Annotated in this window: 16 protein-coding genes; 5 read left to right on the plus strand and 11 right to left on the minus strand. The window is 74.0% G+C overall.

Going from position 1 to position 18,795, the window contains the following annotated elements; genetic code table 11:
- Positions 1–20 precede the first annotated feature (20 nt).
- The 9 genes from WBK31_RS24835 to WBK31_RS24875 form a co-directional block, all read right to left on the minus strand.
- Entirely contained in the window at positions 21–2,579 is a 2,559-nt protein-coding gene (locus WBK31_RS24835) for a transglutaminaseTgpA domain-containing protein (RefSeq protein WP_406673240.1), read from the minus strand.
- Positions 2,567–3,691, minus strand: a complete 1,125-nt coding sequence (locus tag WBK31_RS24840) for a DUF58 domain-containing protein (RefSeq protein ID WP_364056395.1) — start codon at positions 3,689–3,691, stop codon at positions 2,567–2,569. Before WBK31_RS24840 ends, WBK31_RS24835 begins: the two co-directional genes overlap by 13 nt.
- Positions 3,688–5,859: a fibronectin type III domain-containing protein gene (locus WBK31_RS24845; protein WP_364056398.1), complete on the minus strand. Its 2,172-nt coding sequence runs from the start codon at positions 5,857–5,859 to the stop codon at positions 3,688–3,690. The genes WBK31_RS24840 and WBK31_RS24845 overlap by 4 nt, the downstream gene beginning before the upstream one ends.
- Positions 5,860–5,971: 112 nt before the next feature.
- Positions 5,972–6,712 carry a class I SAM-dependent methyltransferase gene (locus WBK31_RS24850; protein ID WP_406673241.1) on the minus strand — a complete coding sequence of 247 codons (741 nt, stop codon included), beginning with the start codon at positions 6,710–6,712 and terminating at the stop codon, positions 5,972–5,974.
- Positions 6,713–6,815: 103 nt separating this feature from the next.
- Entirely contained in the window at positions 6,816–7,871 is a 1,056-nt protein-coding gene (locus WBK31_RS24855; RefSeq protein ID WP_364056404.1) for a LacI family DNA-binding transcriptional regulator, read from the minus strand.
- 12 nt (positions 7,872–7,883) lie between these two features.
- Complete coding sequence (locus WBK31_RS24860) at positions 7,884–8,603, minus strand: cupin domain-containing protein (RefSeq protein ID WP_406673242.1); 720 nt, start codon at positions 8,601–8,603, stop codon at positions 7,884–7,886.
- On the minus strand, positions 8,600–9,502 hold the full coding sequence (locus tag WBK31_RS24865) for a PmoA family protein (protein WP_364056410.1): 903 nt from the start codon (positions 9,500–9,502) through the stop codon (positions 8,600–8,602). The genes WBK31_RS24860 and WBK31_RS24865 overlap by 4 nt, the downstream gene beginning before the upstream one ends.
- Positions 9,499–10,590: a Gfo/Idh/MocA family protein gene (locus WBK31_RS24870; RefSeq protein ID WP_406673243.1), complete on the minus strand. Its 1,092-nt coding sequence runs from the start codon at positions 10,588–10,590 to the stop codon at positions 9,499–9,501. Before WBK31_RS24870 ends, WBK31_RS24865 begins: the two co-directional genes overlap by 4 nt.
- 226 nt (positions 10,591–10,816) lie before the next feature.
- On the minus strand, positions 10,817–11,848 hold the full coding sequence (locus WBK31_RS24875; RefSeq protein WP_406673244.1) for a LacI family DNA-binding transcriptional regulator: 1,032 nt from the start codon (positions 11,846–11,848) through the stop codon (positions 10,817–10,819).
- Positions 11,849–11,979: 131 nt separating this feature from the next.
- Here WBK31_RS24875 and WBK31_RS24880 point away from each other — a divergent pair, with 131 nt between their 5' ends.
- On the plus strand, positions 11,980–13,257 hold the full coding sequence (locus tag WBK31_RS24880; RefSeq protein ID WP_406673245.1) for a serine hydrolase domain-containing protein: 1,278 nt from the start codon (positions 11,980–11,982) through the stop codon (positions 13,255–13,257).
- Between the two features lie 263 nt (positions 13,258–13,520).
- On the opposite strand, the gene WBK31_RS24885 is transcribed toward WBK31_RS24880, so the two are convergent.
- Both WBK31_RS24885 and WBK31_RS24890 read right to left on the minus strand, forming a co-directional pair.
- Positions 13,521–14,057 carry an NAD(P)H-dependent oxidoreductase gene (locus tag WBK31_RS24885; RefSeq protein ID WP_364056422.1) on the minus strand — a complete coding sequence of 179 codons (537 nt, stop codon included), beginning with the start codon at positions 14,055–14,057 and terminating at the stop codon, positions 13,521–13,523.
- Positions 14,054–14,968, minus strand: a complete 915-nt coding sequence (locus WBK31_RS24890) for an ABC transporter ATP-binding protein (RefSeq protein WP_378787289.1) — start codon at positions 14,966–14,968, stop codon at positions 14,054–14,056. The genes WBK31_RS24885 and WBK31_RS24890 overlap by 4 nt, the downstream gene beginning before the upstream one ends.
- Before the next feature lie 152 nt (positions 14,969–15,120).
- On the opposite strand from WBK31_RS24890, the gene WBK31_RS24895 reads away from it, so the two are divergent.
- The 4 genes from WBK31_RS24895 to WBK31_RS24910 all read left to right on the plus strand — a co-directional run bounded on the left by WBK31_RS24895 (position 15,121) and on the right by WBK31_RS24910 (position 18,785).
- The gene (locus WBK31_RS24895; protein WP_364056431.1) at positions 15,121–15,453 is read left to right on the plus strand and encodes a putative quinol monooxygenase; all 333 of its coding nucleotides are present in this window, start codon (positions 15,121–15,123) and stop codon (positions 15,451–15,453) included.
- A 482-nt stretch (positions 15,454–15,935) separates the two neighbouring features.
- Positions 15,936–17,180: an ROK family protein gene (locus tag WBK31_RS24900; protein ID WP_364056433.1), complete on the plus strand. Its 1,245-nt coding sequence runs from the start codon at positions 15,936–15,938 to the stop codon at positions 17,178–17,180.
- Between the two features lie 19 nt (positions 17,181–17,199).
- Positions 17,200–18,009, plus strand: coding sequence for an ABC transporter permease (locus tag WBK31_RS24905; RefSeq protein ID WP_364056436.1), 810 nt, complete (start codon positions 17,200–17,202; stop codon positions 18,007–18,009).
- Positions 18,006–18,785, plus strand: coding sequence for an ABC transporter ATP-binding protein (locus tag WBK31_RS24910; RefSeq protein WP_364056439.1), 780 nt, complete (start codon positions 18,006–18,008; stop codon positions 18,783–18,785). Before WBK31_RS24905 ends, WBK31_RS24910 begins: the two co-directional genes overlap by 4 nt.
- The last annotated feature ends 10 nt before the right edge of the window (positions 18,786–18,795 follow it).

The following is an 18,795-nucleotide window of genomic DNA, read 5'->3' on the forward strand; positions in this document are numbered from 1 at the left end:
CCGCACCCGTCCAGCCGACCTCAGCCGAACAGCGACACCGGCGACAGCCGCCCGGCCGCCCGACGCAGCACCCCCACCTTCCCCTTCACCACCGCATCCACAGCGGCATAGTGCCGCCAGGCGAGGTCGGCGTCCGCGGCGTCCACGGGGGTGTCGCCGAAGGTGGCGAGGTTGGCCAGTTCGGCGAGGGCCGTGAGCGGTTCGCGGGCGGCGGGGTCCAGCGCCCGTTCCGCCAGGAACGCCACCTCACCGGCGGTCAGCGTCCCCGTCGTGACGGGCAGGCCGGCCGTGCGGAGCCGGGTGACGGTCTGCCGCCAGGCTCCGACGACGCGGGCGGCGGGCGAAGGAGCCCTGCGGCGGCGCGCCCGGCGTACGGCGGGGACGATCGCTACGGCGAGCAGGTAGACGGCGGCCAGGCCCCCGCCGGCGGCGAGCCACATCAGCGGCCCGGCCGAGGCGTCCTCGTCGGGGACCGGCGGCGGGGTGGGGCGGTCGGTGGAAGGCTTGGGCGTCGGCTCGGCCTGACCGGCGGAGTCGTTGATGGCCTGCTCGATCTCCTTGGCCTGCTTGGGCGCGCCCTCGGCGACGTCGCCGCCGTCGCCGGAGCGCGTACGGGACGGCGTCGGATAGAACGGCACCCACCCGATGCCGTCGAACTCGACCTCCGCCCAGGCCAGCACGTCGCCGCCGCGCACCTGCCGGACGCCGCCCTTCTTCTCTCCCGGCCGGAACCCGACGACGATCCTGGTGGGCAGCCCGAGCGCGCGCCCCAGCAGCGCGAACGACGCGGCGAACTGCTCGGTCGTCCCCCGCTTCGATTCGGTCAGGAAGAACTCGATGCTGCGGTAGCTGTGCCCGGGAGGCGCGTTGACGTCGTTCACGGCGTGCTTGCGCAGGTAGGAGGCCAGCTTGGCGGCCTGCTGGCCAGGGCTGCGTGCTCCCTTGGTGGCGCGGCGGGCGATCTCGCCGAGGCGGGCGCGCTGGGGCGGCGTGCGGCCGTCGGGCCCGTCGGGGAGGCGGCGCTGCTCCGGGTCGTCGGCGGGGGTGGCGTGGCGCAGCTCGGCGGCCGGATATCTCCGGATTCCTGAGGTCACGCGGTACGTCAGGCCCTCCCGCGCCTGCGTGCTGGCCAGCATGCCGGTGGCGGGATCGACCACGAGGTCCGTACCGGTCGCGGAGAGCGGCCTGTCGGCGGCGGGCAGCCACGGGCCCGGCAGCTTCTGCACGGTGAAGCGCTGCTCCACGGTCTCGCGCGCGGCGTCGTCGGCGCCGGGCACGCGTCCGCCCGTGGGGACGAAGCCGGCGCTGGACGTCCAGCTCACACCGTCGAAGGTGTCCAGGACGGCCAGCCGCAGGTTCGCGTCGGACGACGTCTCGACCGTGAACAGCTCGCGCCGCGGGTTCTGCAGCCACGCCGACACCTGGTCGAGCGCGCTCACGCCCTTGATCGGCCGCGGTGGCGGCTGCTCGACGAGGGTCCGTACGTCGAAGGGCCGCTCGGCGATGGGCAGCACGGGCGCCACGACGGTGGCGGCCAGCACCAGCAGGGCGAGGAGCGGCACCCCCGCCGCCACGGCGAGCGGCGACCTGCCGGTCCTGACCAGGCCGAGCAGCAGGACGAGGCCCGCGAAGCAGGCCGCGTACGGCACGACCGTCCCGCCCCCGGCCACCCCCAGCACCACGGCCACCGCGAACACCGGCAGCGCGGCGACGGCGGGCAGCATCGCGGCACGACGGCGCAGCGCCAGCTCGGCCGCCACGGTCGCGGCGGCCCAGACCAGGAAGCTGACCAGCACGATCGCGGGGCTGCCCGGGGCGGCGGGCAGGATGGTGGTGAGCAGCCACCCGCCCGCGTCGCGCACACCGGTCAACGCCGCGCCGGCGGCGGACGGTCCGGGCAGGAACCCGAGCCACGCCTGCTCCCTGAAGAGGGTCGCCGACACCGTCGTCAGCCAGGCCAGCACACTGATCGGGATCGTCCCCCACAGCGGCAACCGCCCCGACAGCGCCAGCGCCAGCACGCACGGCCCGCCCGCCGCCGGCCCGACCACGGGCAGCAGCGACTCCAGCGGGAACACCCCGTCGAACGCCAGCCCGGCACAGGCCGCCAGCAGCCCGGCCACGACGACGGCCGCCGCCTTCCGCCCAGCGGACTCCCGCTCCCCGGCGCCCGATCGGGACCCGCCTTCGCGGCCCTGCCCGGCCGAGGTCCCGTGGGCGGCCGCCGTCGCCGCGTCGCCTCGCCCGGCCGGTCCTGCCGCACCGCCCGAGCCGGGTGCTCCTCCGGCGGGCGCCGCGCCACTCCCGGCAGCGGCGAACCCGCCGCCCGGCCCGGACGCCGGGCTGCTCTCCCCGGGCGCGGGCATGGAGGTCTGCGCCGGGGCGGAGCGGGACGGCGGCTGTCCCGGAACCTGGGACTGCGCCGGTGCGGCCTGCGCGAACGTCGCGCCGGAAGGCTGCGCGGGTGCGGGACCCGCGGTGCCGGAGGGCGGTCGTCCCGTGGCCGCGGTGTGTCCCGTCGGGTGGCCGTCGGGAGAGGGGCCGCCGGGGGCCGGTGGGGGTGGGGTCAGCGTGGCCATGCCGCCGCCAGCTCGCCGAGGTCGGCCGCCTCGATGACCGTCACCCCGGCGGCACGGGGCCCGCCATCCGCTGCGGGCGCGCCGACGCGGACGAACAGGACCTGGTCGAAGCGGCGCCGCAGCGCCGCCGCGTCCGCCAGGGCCGCGTGGTCGCCGCTGACCAGCACCAGCGCTCCGCCCGCCCCCGCCTGGCGGAGCGCGTGGCGCGGGGGTTCGGCGCGGTCCGAGCGTTCCACGAGGGTGAGCCGGTCGAGGACCTCCTCGTCCTCGCCAGGGCCGCCCTTGGCGTGCAGCAGCTCGCCGTCCCCGGTGAGCACCCGTACGGGGAACCGGTCGCGGGCGACGGCGCAGGCCGCCGACGCGGCGACGTCCACGGCCAGCTCGAACGCGTCGTCCCCCTCGTACGACGACGCGCGGGTGTCGAGCACGACGACGGTGTCCGGCAGGTTGACGTCGGTCAGCTCCTTCACCATGAGCGTGCCGGTCCTGGCGGTGGAGCGCCAGTGGACGTGCCGCAGCTCGTCTCCGATGACGTACTCGCGCAGGCCGTTGAAGCTGCTCGCCCCGGCCGGGGCGGAGCGGGAGGCGAGCCCGTCGAGGTGCCGGCGCCGCCCGGAGTGCAGCGGCGTGAGCGGCACGGTGCGGGGCCGTACGAGGAGCACGTCGGCCCGCCCGTACGCGATCGAGCGCCGCGCCAGCCCGAACGGGTCGCCGCGGTCGAGCAGCAGCGGCCCCACCTGCGTGCGCCCGCGCCGCCGGGTGGGCAGCCGGTACGACACGGTGCGCGCCGACCGCCGCGCCAGCGACGGCACGTCCACGGTCACCGTGGTGTCCCTGCAGGTGTCGCGCGCGACCAGCCCGGAGTGCCGCCACCGGCCGGCGTTGCGCACGTGCAGGACGGCCACGGCCGGTTCGCCCCGGGCCACCTTGACCGGCGTGACCTCGCGCCGCACCTCGAGCCGGGCGCCGCGCAGGGTCCACAGCGCGCCGGCGCCCACGGCGGCCAGCCCGGTCACCGCGAGGACCGCCGCCTGGCCGTAGCCGAGCGGCGCGCCCGCCGCGTAGACCAGCGCCGATGCCGCGGCGAGGCCCCACCCCGCGCGGGTGATCATTCGCACTCCCAGAGCGGGGCGGCGGGGAAGCCCCCCTTCGGCGTGTTCACGAGCACGTCGTTGAGCCAGCCGTTGCCGTACTGCGATTCGATCTTGTTCCAGACGTCGCTGCTCTGGCCGGTGTACTCGTCGGTGTAGGCGGGGCCCTTCTGCTGGCAGAGCACGGTGAGCGTGATGTACACGCCCTTCGGGATCTTGCCCACCTCGCCGCCGCCGGGCGCGGAGCGGATGAGGGTGTTCACGTCGTCGTTGTTCGCGTTCTTGAACTGGGCGGACGGCGGCTTCAGGTCGGCGGTGGCCTCGGCGCGCTCCTCGCTCTCGCCGGCCTCGTTCCTGGCGCGCAGCGTCCACGTGTAGCTCTGGCCGTTCTTGAGCCCGGTCACCTCGGCGCTCGTGCCCTCCGGCTGCGCGGGGTGCTGTCCTGGGCCCTCCAGGATGTACGTGACGCCGTCCTGCGCGTTCTCGGGAGCCGACCAGGTGAGGTCGGCTCCGTGGTTCTTGCCCTTGGCGGTGAAGCCGGAGGGTGCGCCGGGGGCGACGCAGGGACGTACCGGGATGGACGGGGCCGACTCGACCTCGCCGCCGTCGTACACGGCGACGACCTGGAACGTGTACTCCTGGTCGCACCTGCCGCCGGTGACCCGGAACTGGAACGGCCCGTCCGGCCTGACCTGCGACGGCGTGACGTCGCCGTCGCTCGGGCCGCCCTTGAGCCGGTAGCCGGTCACCTCGCCCTTGGACGAGGGCGTGAAGACGATCTCCATCCAGCCGGGGCCGGAGTTAGCGGTGACACCGCCCGGCGGGTCGGGAGTGACCGTCGGCGTCGGCGTGGGGGTCGGAGTCGGTGTCGGGGTCGGCGTGGGAGTCGGCGTATGGGTGACCGTCGGCGTGGGGGTGGCGGTGACCGTCACCGTCGGCACGGCGGTCGTCGTCCGCGCGGGCACCGTGGTCGTCGCGGTCGGGACGTTCGTGGTCGCCGTGGTGACGACCGTGGGCCGCACGACGGTCGGAACGTTGGTGGGCTCGGGCAGCGGCGTCGGGGTGTCGTTCTGGCCGAGCGCCTCGTCGTACTTGCCGACGCGGTGCTGCCTGCCGTCCTCCTCGATGACCAGGGCGACCTCGCTGAACTGGTCGTTCACCCAGAGCAGCCCGTCCTTGACGAACACCTCCAGCGGGCCCGACTTGCCGGTCACGACCCGGTCGGCCTCGAAGCGCTTGGCCACCGTGTCGTACACGATGAGCTTGCCCGCGCTCTCGTCGGGGATGTAGATGCGGCGGCCGAGCGCCTGCGGCGCGCCCAGCTTGCCGCCCTTGACCGCGACCGTGGTGAGCGCGCCGGTGGAGGTGTCCACCAGCACGAGCGCGCCCTGCTTCGGCGCGAGCACCGGCACCACCTGGCTCTCGGCGACGGCGGGCACGAGCAGGCCGGCGCCGCCCGCATCGGTGATCGTGCTGGGCAGGCTGACCTGCAGCCTGGTGCCGGTGCCGCCGATCACCAGGGCGGTGGCGGCGGCGGAGTTGGTGACCAGCGGGACACCGTTCGCGATCGTCAGCGTGAGCGGGTCTCCGGGCTCGCCGACCGTGACCGCCTTGCCCTTCTGATCGCCGTTGATCTGGACGAGCGTGCCCTCCTCGGGGACGGGCACCCACAGCGTGCCGTTCTTGTCCAGCCCGCCCTGCCCGAGCGGCGGCTTCAGCGTGATCGGGGCGCCCATCGTGTCCACCGTCAGCGGGTTGAGCTGCTGTACGGTGCCGCCGCGCGGGTCGATGGCGTACGCCTTGCCCGCGCCCATCACGAGCTGCATGCCGCCCGCGCCGAGCTTGCCGGTCTGCGCCACCTCGAGCTGGGTGGGGTCGATGCGGCTGACCTGGCCGGTGGACTCGTCCATGACGAGCACGTTGTCGCCGTCCTGTACGACCTTGAGCTCCTGCCCGTCGGCGGAGGCGAGGTCCACCCGGCCGTCGAGCTGGCCGGACAGGCCGTTGGCGTGCACCACCTCGCCGTTGAGCGCGCTGGCCAGCCAGGCGCCCACGTCGGAGAGCTTCGGCCGGGCACTGGAGACACCCGTGCCCAGGAACAGGCCCACTCCTACCAGCGCGACGGCCAGCGCGGCCGCGACGATCCCCGCCGCCCGCCGCCCCGCCGCGCTCCGCCACCGAACGGCCACTGCTTCACTTCCCGCGAACTTCATGCGCATACGTGTCCGCGGACACACTAGGGCGCGTCCGGAGGATCCCGAGGTCCCTTCAAATAACGTGGAAATGTCGTGAAATAGCACCTCAGCCGGGTCGGCAAGCCAGCAGCGCGAAGCGGTGGGCGGTGGCCTTGAGCGGGCGCCCTCGGGTCATCTCCTCGTGCAGGCAGCGGAGGCGGGCGTCGTACGCCGTCACGTCGAAGCCGGGGATCTGCCACGAGATCAGCCGCAGGAACAGCACGAGCGCCCCGATGTCGTGGAACGTCGTGGTGAAGGCGGCCTCCTCGCTCCACACGACGTCGAGTCCCGCCGCCCGCAGGCCGGCGACGGCGCCGGCGAGGTTCCATGCGGCGTCCTCGTGGGGCGGGGCGGCCAGGGCGGCGTTCAGCTCCTCCAGGTCGCGTCCGCCCACCTGCTGGGTGAGGTACGTGCCGCCGGGGGTCAGGAGGCGGCGGATCTCCTCCGGCCGGTACGACTCATGCCGGTTGATGATCAGGTCGAAGGAGGCGTCATCGAACGCGGCCGTGCCCTCGGCCACCTCGACGCCGAGGGGTTCCAGCCTTGCCCTGGCCACCGGGACGTTGGGGGCGTACTCCTCGGTCGCGGCGGTGCGCGGGGGCAGCGGGGCGAGCGAGGAGAGCAGCTCGCCGCCGCCCGTGCCCAGGTCGAGCAGCGCCTTCGTGGCAGGGAGCCGGTCGCGCACCATCGTCTCGTAATCCCACGGCAGGCCCCCCTCGTGCGTCACGCGGTCGCCGAACAGCGAGAAGTCCCAGCCCTCGAAGGGGGTGTCCAGCGCCTCGCGGATCAGGTCGTCGTAGCCCTTCATGCCCGCGAGCCTGCCGGACGGCCCCGCCACCGCGCACCGCATCATCGGGTGGGAGATGAGAAGGGGCGGCGCGGCTCGGCGGCCCCGTCCTCGCCGGTGACGGTCAGCGGGGTGGGGTGCTGGCGCGGAGGATGACGCGGGCGGGGAGGCGCACCCCGGCCTCGCGGGCGCCGGCCTCGCAACCGGTGTCGCCGTCCGGCAGCGCGAGGCGTACGGCGGCCGCGCCCGCCTCGCGCAGCGGCACCGCGACCGAGGTCAGCGCCGGCACGACGTCCACGGCGGGCGCGATGTCGTCGAACCCGGCCACGCCGACGTCCGGGCCCGGCCTCACCCCGGCCTCGCGCAGCCCGGTCATCGCGCCGATCGCCATCACGTCGTTGACCGCGAACACCGCGTCGACGTCCCCGATCCCCCGCTCGGCGAGCCGCCGTGCCGCCGCGTACCCGCCGTCGCGGGTGAAGTCGGTCTCGACCGCGATCGGCTCGGGCACGCCGGACCCGGCGAGCCCGGCCAGGAATCCCTCGTGCCGCTCGCGCGAAGTGCGCAGCGCGGCGGGGGCGTGGAGGACGGCGAAGCGCCGGTAGCCCGCGCCGAGCAGGGCGCGGGCGAGCTCGGCCGCGCCGCCCGCGTTGTCGATGGTCACGGTCGGGTACGGCAGGTCCCGCTGGCTGATCATGACGGCCCGCCCGCCCGCCGTCCGGTACGCCTCCAGCTCCTCCACCAGCGCGTCCCTGGTGCCGGCCCCGTCGATGCGGCTGCCGGTGACGATGACGACGCGCGGGCGGGTGCCCCTGAGCGTCCTGACGATCTGCAGCTCGCGCTCCGGCGAGCCGCCGGCCACCGCCATCGTGACGATGAGCCCGGCGGCCTCGGCCTCTTCGATCACCCCTGCGGCGATGGCGGAGAAGTACGGGTCGGCCACGTCGCGGACCACCAGCGCGACGGTCCTGGTCGAACCCCTGGCGATGGCCTGGGCGGACAGGTGGGGCCGGTAGCCGAGCCGCTGCGCGGCGGCGCGGACGCGGGCGACGTTCTCCGCCCGGACGTTGCGGGCGCTGCCGTTGAGCGCCCGGGAGGCGGTGGCGACGGAGACCCCCGCCTCCCTGGCGACGTCGTGCAAGGTCGGCGGCGCGGCCTGCCCCTGCGGCCCGTCAGCCACGCCGCTCACCGCTCACGCCCGGGTGCGGACGACGGGGTGGGTGACGTCGTGGGCGCGCAGGTGGCCGCACATGCCCCACCGCTCCTCCGCGGGCGACTCCATGAGCGCCGCGTCCATCAGGTGACCGCCGTCGCCGCGCTCCAGGGCGTCGAGCACGGCGGAGGTGCGGCGGGTCTCCTCGGCGACCGTACGCTCCCAGATGCCCCGCCACTCCCCCACCCGGCCGCGGACGAGCGCGACCGCGCTGTCGTAGAAGGCGCGCAGCGCGCCGGGCCCGCCGTCCACGAGCTGCAGGAACCCCTCGACGGCCAGCTCCCTGCGGCGGCGCACCGCCTCCGCCACATCGGTGGCGGGCAGCGTGGCGGCCTCGCGGTAGCGGTCAGGGTCGGCCACGACGTCCGGCGGGAACGTCATGACCGCGTCCCCCGCCTCCGGCAGCCCCGCGTTGGACATCACGACCACCACCTCCAGGCCGCCCCTGTTGACGGCGCGGTGGATGGTGCCGGGCGTGAACCACACGGTGGTGCCGGGACGCAGCTCGGTCTCGCGCAGGCCGCGCGCGTCCAGCGTCTGCAGCGCGCCCTCGCCGCCGATCACCACGTACGCCTCCGTGGAGGCGGTGTGCAGGTGCGGCGTGCCGCCCTCCAGGCCGTCGGCGCAGGCGTTGCCGGAGTAGACCGACAGGCGGCTGACCGACGTGCCGCCGGGGAAGGCCCCGGGAGCGGCGGTCATCGCAGCGCCTCCCTCCCCCGCGCGGCGAGCTCGGCCGTGCCGTCCTCGCCCCGGTCGCCGTCGGCGATGACGACCGCGTACCGGAAGCGCAGGCTCTGCCCGTCGGGCAGCGGCACCTCCTCGCTGAAGAACGGCGCGGGGCACAAGCAGGCGAAGTACTCGGAGCGGGCGAACCACTGCGGCGGATGCTGCGGGTTGGCGGTGTCGTCCACCATGACGATCGTGGACCACTCGCCGGTCTCGTCGTGCCGGCCGCGGAAGCCGAACCACTCGGCGCGCTCGCCGCGCAGCTCGTCGCCGCCCGCCTTGCCGGGCGACTGGATGATGCCGCCGGTGAACGAGCGGGGACCGCGCCAGAACAGGCCGCCGTAGCCGGCGTTCTCGCGGCCCTTGGTGGTCGGGGAGCCGAAGTCGAGCGTGGCGCCGGAGACGTTCGTCATCGTGGTCTCGAAGACCAGCGTCCAGGCGTCGCCGTCCACCACGGACGCGCTCAGCGCGCGCTCCTCCTCGATGATGGGCGCGCCGGCCTGGGAGGTCCAGCCGAGCGTGTGGGCGATCTCGACCCGGCCGCCGTCGGCCGTGAGCTTCGTCATCTCGCGGTGGACGGCGCTGCCGTTGTTGTCGAGCTGGACGTAGCGCCCGTCGGTGAACGTCGGGCCGCCCCAGAAGTTGTGCTCGCCCACGTGCGGCAGCGACCAGGCGATGCCCTTGTGCCAGACGTGGTCGTGCGGCCGGTAGAGCGACACGAGCGCGCCGCCGAGCGTGCGGACCGGGTGCAGGTACGGCTTGGGCGACTCCAGCACCGGCGTGTCCGGGCGGTAGACGTAGGTGAACAGCTCGACGTCGCCCGCCGTGACCGCGACGGACCTGCCGAGGGTGTGGGTGGCCTGCAAGTTCACTGGTTCCTCCAAGGTGCGCCCGTGCCGTCCATCCTGCGGGCGAAGGGGTTGTCTGCGGTGATCTGCCCGGCCCGTACCCGCTCGCCGGTGAAGGCGGAGGCGTACAGCGCGGCGATGAACTCCATCGTGCGGCGGGCGTCCTCGGTGGTGACCGGCGGCTTCTCGCCCCGGTCGAGCGCGTCGAGCACGGCCGCGAACCAGCCGCTGTGCCCGCTCGAACCCTCGGTGCGGTCGGACTCCCACACCGTCTTGATCTCTTCGTGGGCGGGCGCCGGGGTGACCGTCCAGTCGTCGTCGGTGTAGCCGTACAGGTGCTCGACCTCGATGGTGGCGTGCTCGTAGTCGAAGCGCAGCACGGAGGTCTCGCGCGGCGACAGCACCGAGTTCACGACGGTGGCCATGGCGCCGTTCTCGAACGTCACGAGCGCCATCGACACGTCCTCGGTCTCCACCGGGCGGGCCTGGCGGGCGGCCATGGCGGTGACCTCGGTCCACGGGCCGAGCACCGACAGCAGCAGGTCGAACTGGTGGATGCCGTGCCCCATGGTGGGGCCGCCGCCCTCCGACTCCCAGGTGCCGCGCCACGGGACCGCGTAGTAGTCCTCGCCCCGGTACCACTGGGTCAGGCAGGTGGCCACCAGCGGGCGGCCCAGGTCTCCGGCGTCCGCCAGGCGGCGCAGCCGGGCCGCGCCCGCGCCGAAGCGGTGCTGGAGCACGGTCGCGACGTGCGCGCCTGCGCGCTTCTCGGCCTCGATCAGCTGGTCGAACTCGGCGAGTGAGAGCGTCGGCGGCTTCTCCACCAGGGCGGTCACCCCGGCCTCCAGGCAGGCCAGTGCGAGCGGGGCGTGGAGCTGGGGCGGCGTGCACAGGTGCGCGACGTCGAGCTCCTGCTCGCGCAGCAGCTCCTCGGCGTCGGTGTAGGCGTGGGGGACTCCGTACTTGTCGGCGAACTCGCGGGCCCGGCCGGCGTCCACGTCGGCCACGGCGACGAGCTCCGCCCGTCCTCCGGAGTTCTGCACGGCCCTGGCGTGGGCATGGGCGATCCCTCCGGTGCCGATGATCGCGGCCCGGTACTGCTGTCGAGACATGTGTTCCTTCGTCCGGGGGTCGGTCGCGCGCCGCCGGGGAACGGCGCGGTCGCTTTCGGCCGGCGGCCCTGCCGGGACCGCTCGTGTGGCCGGCACGGCCGTGATGGGAAAACGTATTCCGCAGTCTGCCCCGGCTGTCACAGGAGCGTCAAGAGTGGACATTCGGGACACCGGTACGTATTCGCCGCGCGTCGGCGGCGCGGGCGATGAGGCGGGCCCGGGAGGGTCAGCGGCGGGGGCGGGTGGTGGCGCGGGCGACGAGGCGGCCGGTCAGGCGGACGTGCCGGATCGGGCCGGGATCGGCCAGGGCGAAGCGGATCGCCCGCGCGCCCGCCTCGGCGAGCGGCAGCGCCACGGTGGTCAGCGGCGGCGTGACGTCGCGGGCGAGCGGGATGTCGTCCACGCCCGTCACGGATACGTCGCCGGGCACGTCGATCCCGGCCTCCCGGAAGCCGGAGAGGGCGCCGATGGCGATGATGTCGTTGACCGCGAGCACGGCCTCCCGCCCGTCCATCCCGGCGGCGGCCAGCTCGCGCGCCGCCGCGAAGCCGCCGTCCCTGCTGACCGGGCAGGGCACGATGAGGATGTCGCGCTCGCGTACACCGCCCGCGGTGAGCCCGGCGACGCAGCCCGCCGTGCGGTCGGCCAGGTTCCGCATGCCGGGCGTGCCGGCGAGGATCGCCACCCGCCGGTGCCCGAGACCGGCCACGTACTCCCCCGCGCTCCGCCCGGTGCCGTGGTTGTCGAAGCCGATCGCGTCGAACGGCAGGTCGGTGTCGCCGAAGATCACCGCCCGGCCGCCGTCCCGCTTGTACGACAGCAGCTCCTCGGCCAGCCGGTCGCCGGGCGCGCTCGCGAGGTACCGGTTGGAGGTGACGACGAGCGCCCGTGGCCGCAGCGCCCGCAGCACGCGCACGGTCTCGGCCTGCCGCTCGGCGTCGCCCATGGTGGCGGAGACGGTGACGAACGCGCCCGCCGTGCTGGCCTCCCGCTCCATGGCGGCCACCACCATGCCCATCGACGGCGTGGTCAGGTCGTCGGCGACCAGCGCGATGGAGTCGCCCGCCCTGCGCATGGCCCTGGCGGCGGCGTCGGCGGTGTAGCGCAGGGCCTTCGCGGCGGCCAGGACGCGGGCCTCGTACTCGGGTGCGACCTTCCTGGTGCTGCCGCTGAGCACGCGGGAGGCGGTGGAGATCGACACGCCCGCGGCGGCGGCCACGTCGTGCAGCGTGACCGTGGGCCGCGCCGCGTGGGGCATCCGCGATCGTCCTCTCGTGGGCTTCGGGCAGGGATTGCAGCGTACTGTCCCGGCGCATATGACGCGTGTCATACGGACCTCGTGACACCGGCGACTGCCCTGAAGGGGCCGCTTTCGATCATGCTGGCGGCATGACGATGCGACAGTTGGGAAAGACCGCCGTCCGCCGCGCCGCCGCCGTCGCGATGTCGCTCGGCGTCCTGGTCGCCGCAACGCCCGCCCAGGCGGCCGAGGCCGGGTCCGGCACCGGGCTCGACCGGCAGGCTCTGCGCCAGGCGCTCGGCGCCGTGCACGAGGCCGGCATGTACGGCATCTACAGCGCGGTACGCGACGGCGCCAAGAGCTGGCAGGGCGCCTCCGGCGTGGCCGACGTGCGGACGAACCGCCCGGTCACCTCCGGCATGGTGCACCGCGTGGGCAGCATCACCAAGACGTTCACCGCCGTCGCCCTGCTCCAGCAGGTCGCGCGCGGCAAGGTCGAGCTGGACGCCCCGATCGGCCGCTACCTGCCTGACGTGGTGCCGGGCGAGCGCGGGCAGCGGATCACCGTACGGATGCTGCTCAACCACACCAGCCACATCGCCGACTTCGTCGGCCCCGCGTTCCCCTCGCTGTACGAGGGCTCGCCGCAGAGCCTCGACGACAACCGCTTCCGCCGCTTCACCCGCCTGGAGGTCGCCAGGCTCGGCCTCGACGCCCCGCCGACGGGCGAGCCCGGGTCCACGCCCGGCGTCTACTCGAACACGAACTACGTGCTCGCCGGCATGATCCTGCAGAAGGTCACGGGCATGGAGCCCGAGGAGTACATCACGCGCCACGTGATCCGTAAGGCGGGCCTGCGGCACACGTCGTTCCCGCGCACGCCGTTCATCCCCGGCCCGCACTCCAAGGCGTACGAGTCGCTGTTCGGCTTGATCGACCCGCCGCGCGACTACAGCGTCTACGAGGTGTCGTTCCTCAACACGGCCGGGGCGCTCACGTCCACGATGGACGACCTCAACCGCTTCTACCGCGCGCTGCTGCGCGGCGAACTGATCGGTCCCGCCGAGCTGGCGGAGATGCGGAAGACGGTGCCGGTGGCGGCCGGCGGGCTGCTGGACTACGGGCTCGGCATCTACGCCTACGACCTGCCGTGCGGCCGGTTCTGGGGGCACAGCGGCAGCGTGTTCGGCATGGCCACGGAGTCGCTGACCAGCGAGGACGGCAAGCGCCAGGTCTCGATGGGCGTCAACAGGACGAAGTACCAGACCGTGGACGAGAACGGCCAGGTGGTGCCACACGCGATCGACTACGCCAGCCTGGAGTACCTGCTGCGCGCGGCGTGCGGCACCGGCGGGAACGCGCAGGCCAGGGCGGCGGCGCCGCAGTTCGTCCCGTTCGCGGTGGATCAGGTGCGGGTCAAGCGCTGAGGTGTGGCGCGCGGCACGTTCGTTGTGCGGATTCCTGCGCAGTCGATCCGGTACGTCCTCAGGGCCTGCCAAGATCTTGTCAAGGCGGAGAGATCAGCGTATGAACGCCCGGCTCCGTCCCGGCGGCCCCCCACACCGCCGGGACGGAGCGTTCACGCGGCGGGTCACCTTGGGTGGCGACCCGATGTGAGCGGCGGCGGCACTGCTGCTCTTTCCACGGACCCGGCCGCCGCCGCGGTCTGACGCGCCCTCGCGAACGCCGCTCAGGCGGGGGTGTCGATGCGCGAGCCGACCTGGGGGGCGATCTGCGGGGCGACGCGCTCCGCCCAGGCCGCGAGCACCTCGTCCAGCTTCGGCAGGTCCGCCTCGAGCACGGCCAGCCCCGGCGTGGGGACGGTCGCGCCCAGCTCCACCAGCAGCGGCCGCAGGTGCACCTCGACCGCGAGCGCGTGCCGGGCGTCGCCCATGACGAGCAGCGGCAGCGCCGGCTTCCCGGCCAGCGCGTTCGGCGGCAGCCGGTCGAGGAACGCCTTGAGCAGCCCGGTGTAGGTGCCCTTGTAGGTGGGGCTGGCCACGACCAGTACGCTCGCCTCGGCCACCTGCTCCAGCGCGACCTCCACGCCGCTGGACGCGCCGGGCCCGAACAGCTGCGGCCCGAGCGCCGACAGGTCGATCACCTCGTACGAGTCCGCCGCCGCGAGCCCGTCGATGCGCTGCCCGACGGCCTTGGCGGCCTCGACGGCCACGGTCAAGGTGCGGGATCCGCTCCGGGGGTTGCCCACCAGGACGACGACGCTCATCGGATCACCGCCGCGATGACGCGAAGCAGGCCGCCGCGCACCTGTGGCTCCGGCCGTCGTTCCTCGTCGCTCACCCAGTCCTCCTCGGCCTCGTCGTCGGGCAGGTCGTACCAGTGGACGTCGCCGTCGCGCTCGTCCAGTCGTGTCGTGTCAGCCATGCGCGGCCGCCACCCTTCGTTCCCTGGCCGCCGCGACCTCACCGCGCAGCAGGCTCCACACGTGCCGGCGGCCGCACGCCGCCGGCCGGGCCCGCGGGGTCTCCCCGGCGGGCCGGCGTCCACGATCTCTCTGATGCGGCCCGGCGCCGCCGTCATCACCGCGACCCGACGCCCCAGCCTGACGGCCTCGTCGAGGTCGTGGGTGATGAGCAGCACGGTCTTGCCGGTCCTCCGCCAGACGCGGACGAGCTCTGCGCCGAGGCGGGCGCGGTCGCGCGCCTCCAGCCCGGCGAACGGCTCGTCCAGCAGCAACACGCCCGGGTCGAAGGCGAGGCTGCGGGCGAGGGCGACGAGCTGCCGGTCCGCGAGAGACAGCTCGTACGGATAACGCTCCTCGGCCCCGGCCAGCCCCACCAGCTCGAGCAGCTCGCGGGCCCGCCGGTCGCGCGCCCGCCCGGGCACGCCGCGGGCCTCGAGCCCGAACTCCACGTTGGCCCGCGCGCTGCGCCACGGGAACAGCCCGTGCTGCTGGACGACCACGCCGCGCTCCAGCGCGGGCCCGGTGACGGGGACGCCGCCGATGAGCACCTGCCCACGGGTGGGCCGGACGAGCCCCGCGACCAGCGCGAAGATGGTCGACTTGCCGCAGCCGCTGGGGCCGACGAGCGTGAGCAGCTCGCCGCCGGGCACGTCGAGATCGACGCCCGACAGCACCGTGACGGGGGCGGCGGGATCGCCGGCCTCCAGCGTCACGCCTCTCAAGCTGAGATGCGGGCCCTGACTCATGCGTATGAAGCTACGAGCCATCGCCCACAAAGTCAACATTTCCTACATGAGATGAAGACAATACTCCGCCGCTATCGTCAGCCATAGAGCCGCCTGACGATTCACATCGAGGGGTATCGATGATCTTCATTACCGCGAAGTTCCGCGTCCTGCCCGAGCACGCCGACGCCTGGCCGGACATCACCCGCGAGTTCACCGAGGCCACGCGGGCGGAGCCCGGCTGCCTGTGGTTCGACTGGTCGCGCAGCCTCGACGACCCGAACGAGTACGTGCTGGTGGAGGCGTTCAGGGACGACGCGGCCGGGGCCGCCCACGTCCAGTCGGAGCACTTCAAGAAGGCTCAGCAGACGCTCCCGCCGCACCTGGCGGAGACTCCGCGCATCGTGAACACCACCATCCCCCAGGACGACTGGTCCGAGCTGGGCGAGATGGCCGTCAAGAAGGGCGCCTGACCCGCCGCGCTCCCCTTCGCCGCCCCCTGCCGCCACTCTGCGGCCAGGGGGCGGCGCCATGCGGGGGCGACGCCATGCGGGGGCGACGCCATGCGGGGGGGCGACGCCGCGCCGGGCACGGCGCCACGCCGGGGACGGCGCCACGCCAGGGACGGCGTCGTGCCGGGCGGGCGTGCGACCGGCGAACAGGGGCGCATGCCGGACGGCGCGACGCCGGCGCGACACGCACAGCACCACCGCGCCGGAACAGCCCCGCAGAGCCGCGCACCGTTGAAGTGACAACGCAGGGCGCGATCGATCGCCGGACGGCGGCCTCACCGACGGTGCGCGTCCACACCCGGCGGCAGGCCGTTACGCGAACGTTACGACCGCCCGGGCAACCCCTCGCAGCAGCGTCATCCCAGCTCAGAGCTCACATCGCGGCACGCGCTTCTTTTTCCGGATTATTGACGAAAAACGGGACGCCTCGGCAGACTCTCCGCATGGCACCACCCAGTGGCCCTCTGTCGCAACTGCGGCGCGGGCACGAAGAGCTCGTGCTCGGCCTGCTGCGCAAGCACGGCCCCCTCAGCCGGGGCGAGCTGGGCAAGCGCTGCGGGCTGTCCAGGACGACCCTGTACGACATCCTCGCCGAGCTGGTCGCGAGCGGCGCCGTGGTCACCGCGTCCCCGCAGGAAGCGCCGCGCGGCCGCGGCAGACCCGCCGAGACGCTGACCCTCAACCCCGACGCCGGCCAGGCCATCGGCATCGACTTCGCCAGGGGCGGCCTGCACGTCGCGGCCGTCAACCTGGCGCACGAGATCGTCGGCTCCGCGAGCGAGCCGCACGACGCCGACCTGCCGTGGGAGCGGCGGGTCGAGCTGGCCGAGCGGCTCATCGGCTCGCTCACCGGCACCGGCTCGGGAGCGCTGCGGCTCGGGGCGCTCGACGCGATCGGCGTCGGCGTGGTCGGCGCCCAGGTCGAGGGCCCCACAGCCGAGGAAGCGGACGGCCGGGAAGGCGGCGGCGCGCCGGCCACCGGGGAGAGAGCGCCGCATCCCGCTCAGGTGCTGCTGCGCGAGCGGTTCGGCGTCCCGGTGCTGCTCGACAACAACACCAGGCTGGCCGCGCTCGGTGAGGCCATCTGGGGCGCGGCCGCGGGCGGCCAGGACGTGCTCTACCTGCGGCTGTCTCACGGCGTCGGCGGCGGGCTGGTGGTCGGCGGCTCGCTGCACCGCGGCGCGTACGGGCTGTCGGGCGAGCTCGGCCACATCACGGTCGAGCCCGGCGGCGCGCCCTGCGGCTGCGGCGGCAGAGGCTGCCTGGAGACCGTCGCCTCCATCAAAGCCGTGCTCGACGCCTACCGCGCCTCCGGCGGACAGGCCGGAGACGTGCGCGAGCTGGTCACAGCGGTGGAGGCCGGCGACCCGGGAGCGCTGGCCGTGCTCGAGCGGGCAGGCGGCAAGATCGGCGAGGTGCTGGCCGCCGTCTGCAACGCGATCGGCCCCAGCGTCATCGTGATCGGCGGCGAGCTGATCGAGACCGGCGCCGCGCTGGTCGGGCCGATCGAGCGGGCGCTGCACGACCACATCATGCCGGTCTCCCGCCACCGGGTGAGCCTGCGTCTCGCCACGCTCGGCGAGGCCGCGGGCGCCCTCGGCGGCATCGCCCTGGTGCTGCACGAATCTCCCCTGCTCTCCCGCTATCCGGCCGGGCCTGATCTCGCGGAGAGGCTCACTTCACCATGACGCAATCGAGGCACCACCCATGACCCAGCTCACCGCGACGGGCAAGGCGCAGGCGGCTCCGGCCGCGCGGCGTGGCCCCGGGCGCTCGCGGCGCGCCCTCGTACTCAACCTCGTCGCCGTCGTCGCCGGCCTGCTCGTCTGGACGGCGCTGGCCGGCTTCGGCGTGCAGGGACTGCCGAACCCGCTGGAGGTGGCGGGCAGGGCGGTCGAGCTGATCTCGGACGGCACGCTGGTGACCGACGCCCTGGCCAGCCTGCGCCGCGTCCTCATCGGTTTCCTGCTCGGCACGCTGCTCGCCATCCCCGTCGGCTTCCTCATGGGCTGGTACGCCACCGCGCGCGGCCTGCTGGAGCCGTACGTGCAGTTCTTCAGGACGATCCCGCCGCTGGCGATCATCCCGCTGGCCATCGTGCTCATGGGCATCGACGAGCGGCCGAAGATCTTCGTCATCTTCCTCGCGGCGTTCCTGTCGAGCGTGGTCTCGACGTTCCAGGGCGTGGTGGGCGTGGACCGGACGCTGATCAACGCCGCCCGCGTGCTCGGCGCGTCCGACCGCACCATCTTCCTCAGGGTCGTGGTGCCGGCCTCGACGCCGTTCATCCTGGTCGGGATGCGGGTCGGGCTCGGCGCGGCCTGGGGCACGCTGGTCGCCGCCGAGCTGATCGCCGCGCAGGAGGGCCTGGGCTTCCGGATGCAGCAGGCGCAGCTCTACTACGACCTGTCCACGATCTTCGTGGGCCTGATCACCATCGGCGTGCTCGGCCTGCTGATGGACCGCCTGCTGCTGCTCGCCGAGCGCCGCCTCACCGACTGGCAGGAGCGCCGATGAACAACAAGATCTCGTTCAGGGACGTCGTCAAGACGTACCCGATGAAGGACGGCGTCTTCACCGCGCTGGACCACGTGTCGCTGGACATCGCCGACCGCGAGTTCGTCACCGTCGTCGGGCCGTCGGGCTGCGGCAAGAGCACGCTGATGAGCATGGCGGCCGGGCTGGTGGAGCCGACCGGCGGCGAGGTGCTGGTGGACGGCCGCCCGGTGACCGGGCCCGGCCCCGACCGCGGAGTGATCTTCCAGCAGTACGCGCTGTTCCCGTGGCTGACCGTGCGCAAGAACGTCGAGTTCGGGCTGAAGCTCAAGGGCCTGCCCGCCGGCGAGCGCGCCCGCCGGGCCCAGCAGGCGATCGAGCTGGTCGGCCTGGCCGACTTCGCCGACGCGCTGCCCAAGACGCTGTCGGGCGGCATGAAGCAGCGCTGCGCGATCGCCCGCGCGTACGCGGTGGACCCGCAGGTGCTGCTCATGGACGAGCCGTTCGGCGCGCTCGACGCGCTGACCAGGGTGCGGCTTCAGGACCGGCTCCTTTCCACCTGGAGCAGGGAGCAGCGCACGGTCATGTTCATCACCCACGACGTGGACGAGGCCGTCTACCTGGCCAGCCGGGTGATCGTCATGGCCGCCAGGCCCGGCCGCATCCAGCAGGTCATCGACGTCGACCTGCCGTACCCGAGGACCGAGGAGATGCGGCTCTCCCCCGAGTTCGGGCGCATCCGCAACGAGGTCTGGCACGCCGTCTACCACCAGGCGCCCGCCGCGCCGGCGGCCTGAACCCCCTAGA

It is taken from the genome of Nonomuraea sp. N2-4H (genome assembly GCF_045291505.1).
Taxonomy (GTDB): Bacteria; Actinomycetota; Actinomycetes; order Streptosporangiales; family Streptosporangiaceae; genus Nonomuraea; species Nonomuraea fastidiosa.

Coding starts and splice junctions, on each gene's coding strand:
- WBK31_RS24850 (WP_406673241.1), bottom strand. CDS start 6,712: ATGAAGGGCTACGACGACCTGATCCGCGAGGCGCTGGACACCCCCTTC.
- WBK31_RS24835 (WP_406673240.1), bottom strand. CDS start 2,579: ATGGCCACGCTGACCCCACCCCCACCGGCCCCCGGCGGCCCCTCTCCC.
- WBK31_RS24910 (WP_364056439.1), top strand. CDS start 18,006: ATGAACAACAAGATCTCGTTCAGGGACGTCGTCAAGACGTACCCGATG.
- WBK31_RS24860 (WP_406673242.1), bottom strand. CDS start 8,603: ATGACCGCCGCTCCCGGGGCCTTCCCCGGCGGCACGTCGGTCAGCCGC.
- WBK31_RS24880 (WP_406673245.1), top strand. CDS start 11,980: ATGACGATGCGACAGTTGGGAAAGACCGCCGTCCGCCGCGCCGCCGCC.
- WBK31_RS24905 (WP_364056436.1), top strand. CDS start 17,200: ATGACCCAGCTCACCGCGACGGGCAAGGCGCAGGCGGCTCCGGCCGCG.
- WBK31_RS24875 (WP_406673244.1), bottom strand. CDS start 11,848: ATGCCCCACGCGGCGCGGCCCACGGTCACGCTGCACGACGTGGCCGCC.
- WBK31_RS24885 (WP_364056422.1), bottom strand. CDS start 14,057: ATGAGCGTCGTCGTCCTGGTGGGCAACCCCCGGAGCGGATCCCGCACC.
- WBK31_RS24895 (WP_364056431.1), top strand. CDS start 15,121: ATGATCTTCATTACCGCGAAGTTCCGCGTCCTGCCCGAGCACGCCGAC.
- WBK31_RS24900 (WP_364056433.1), top strand. CDS start 15,936: ATGGCACCACCCAGTGGCCCTCTGTCGCAACTGCGGCGCGGGCACGAA.
- WBK31_RS24840 (WP_364056395.1), bottom strand. CDS start 3,691: ATGATCACCCGCGCGGGGTGGGGCCTCGCCGCGGCATCGGCGCTGGTC.
- WBK31_RS24870 (WP_406673243.1), bottom strand. CDS start 10,590: ATGTCTCGACAGCAGTACCGGGCCGCGATCATCGGCACCGGAGGGATC.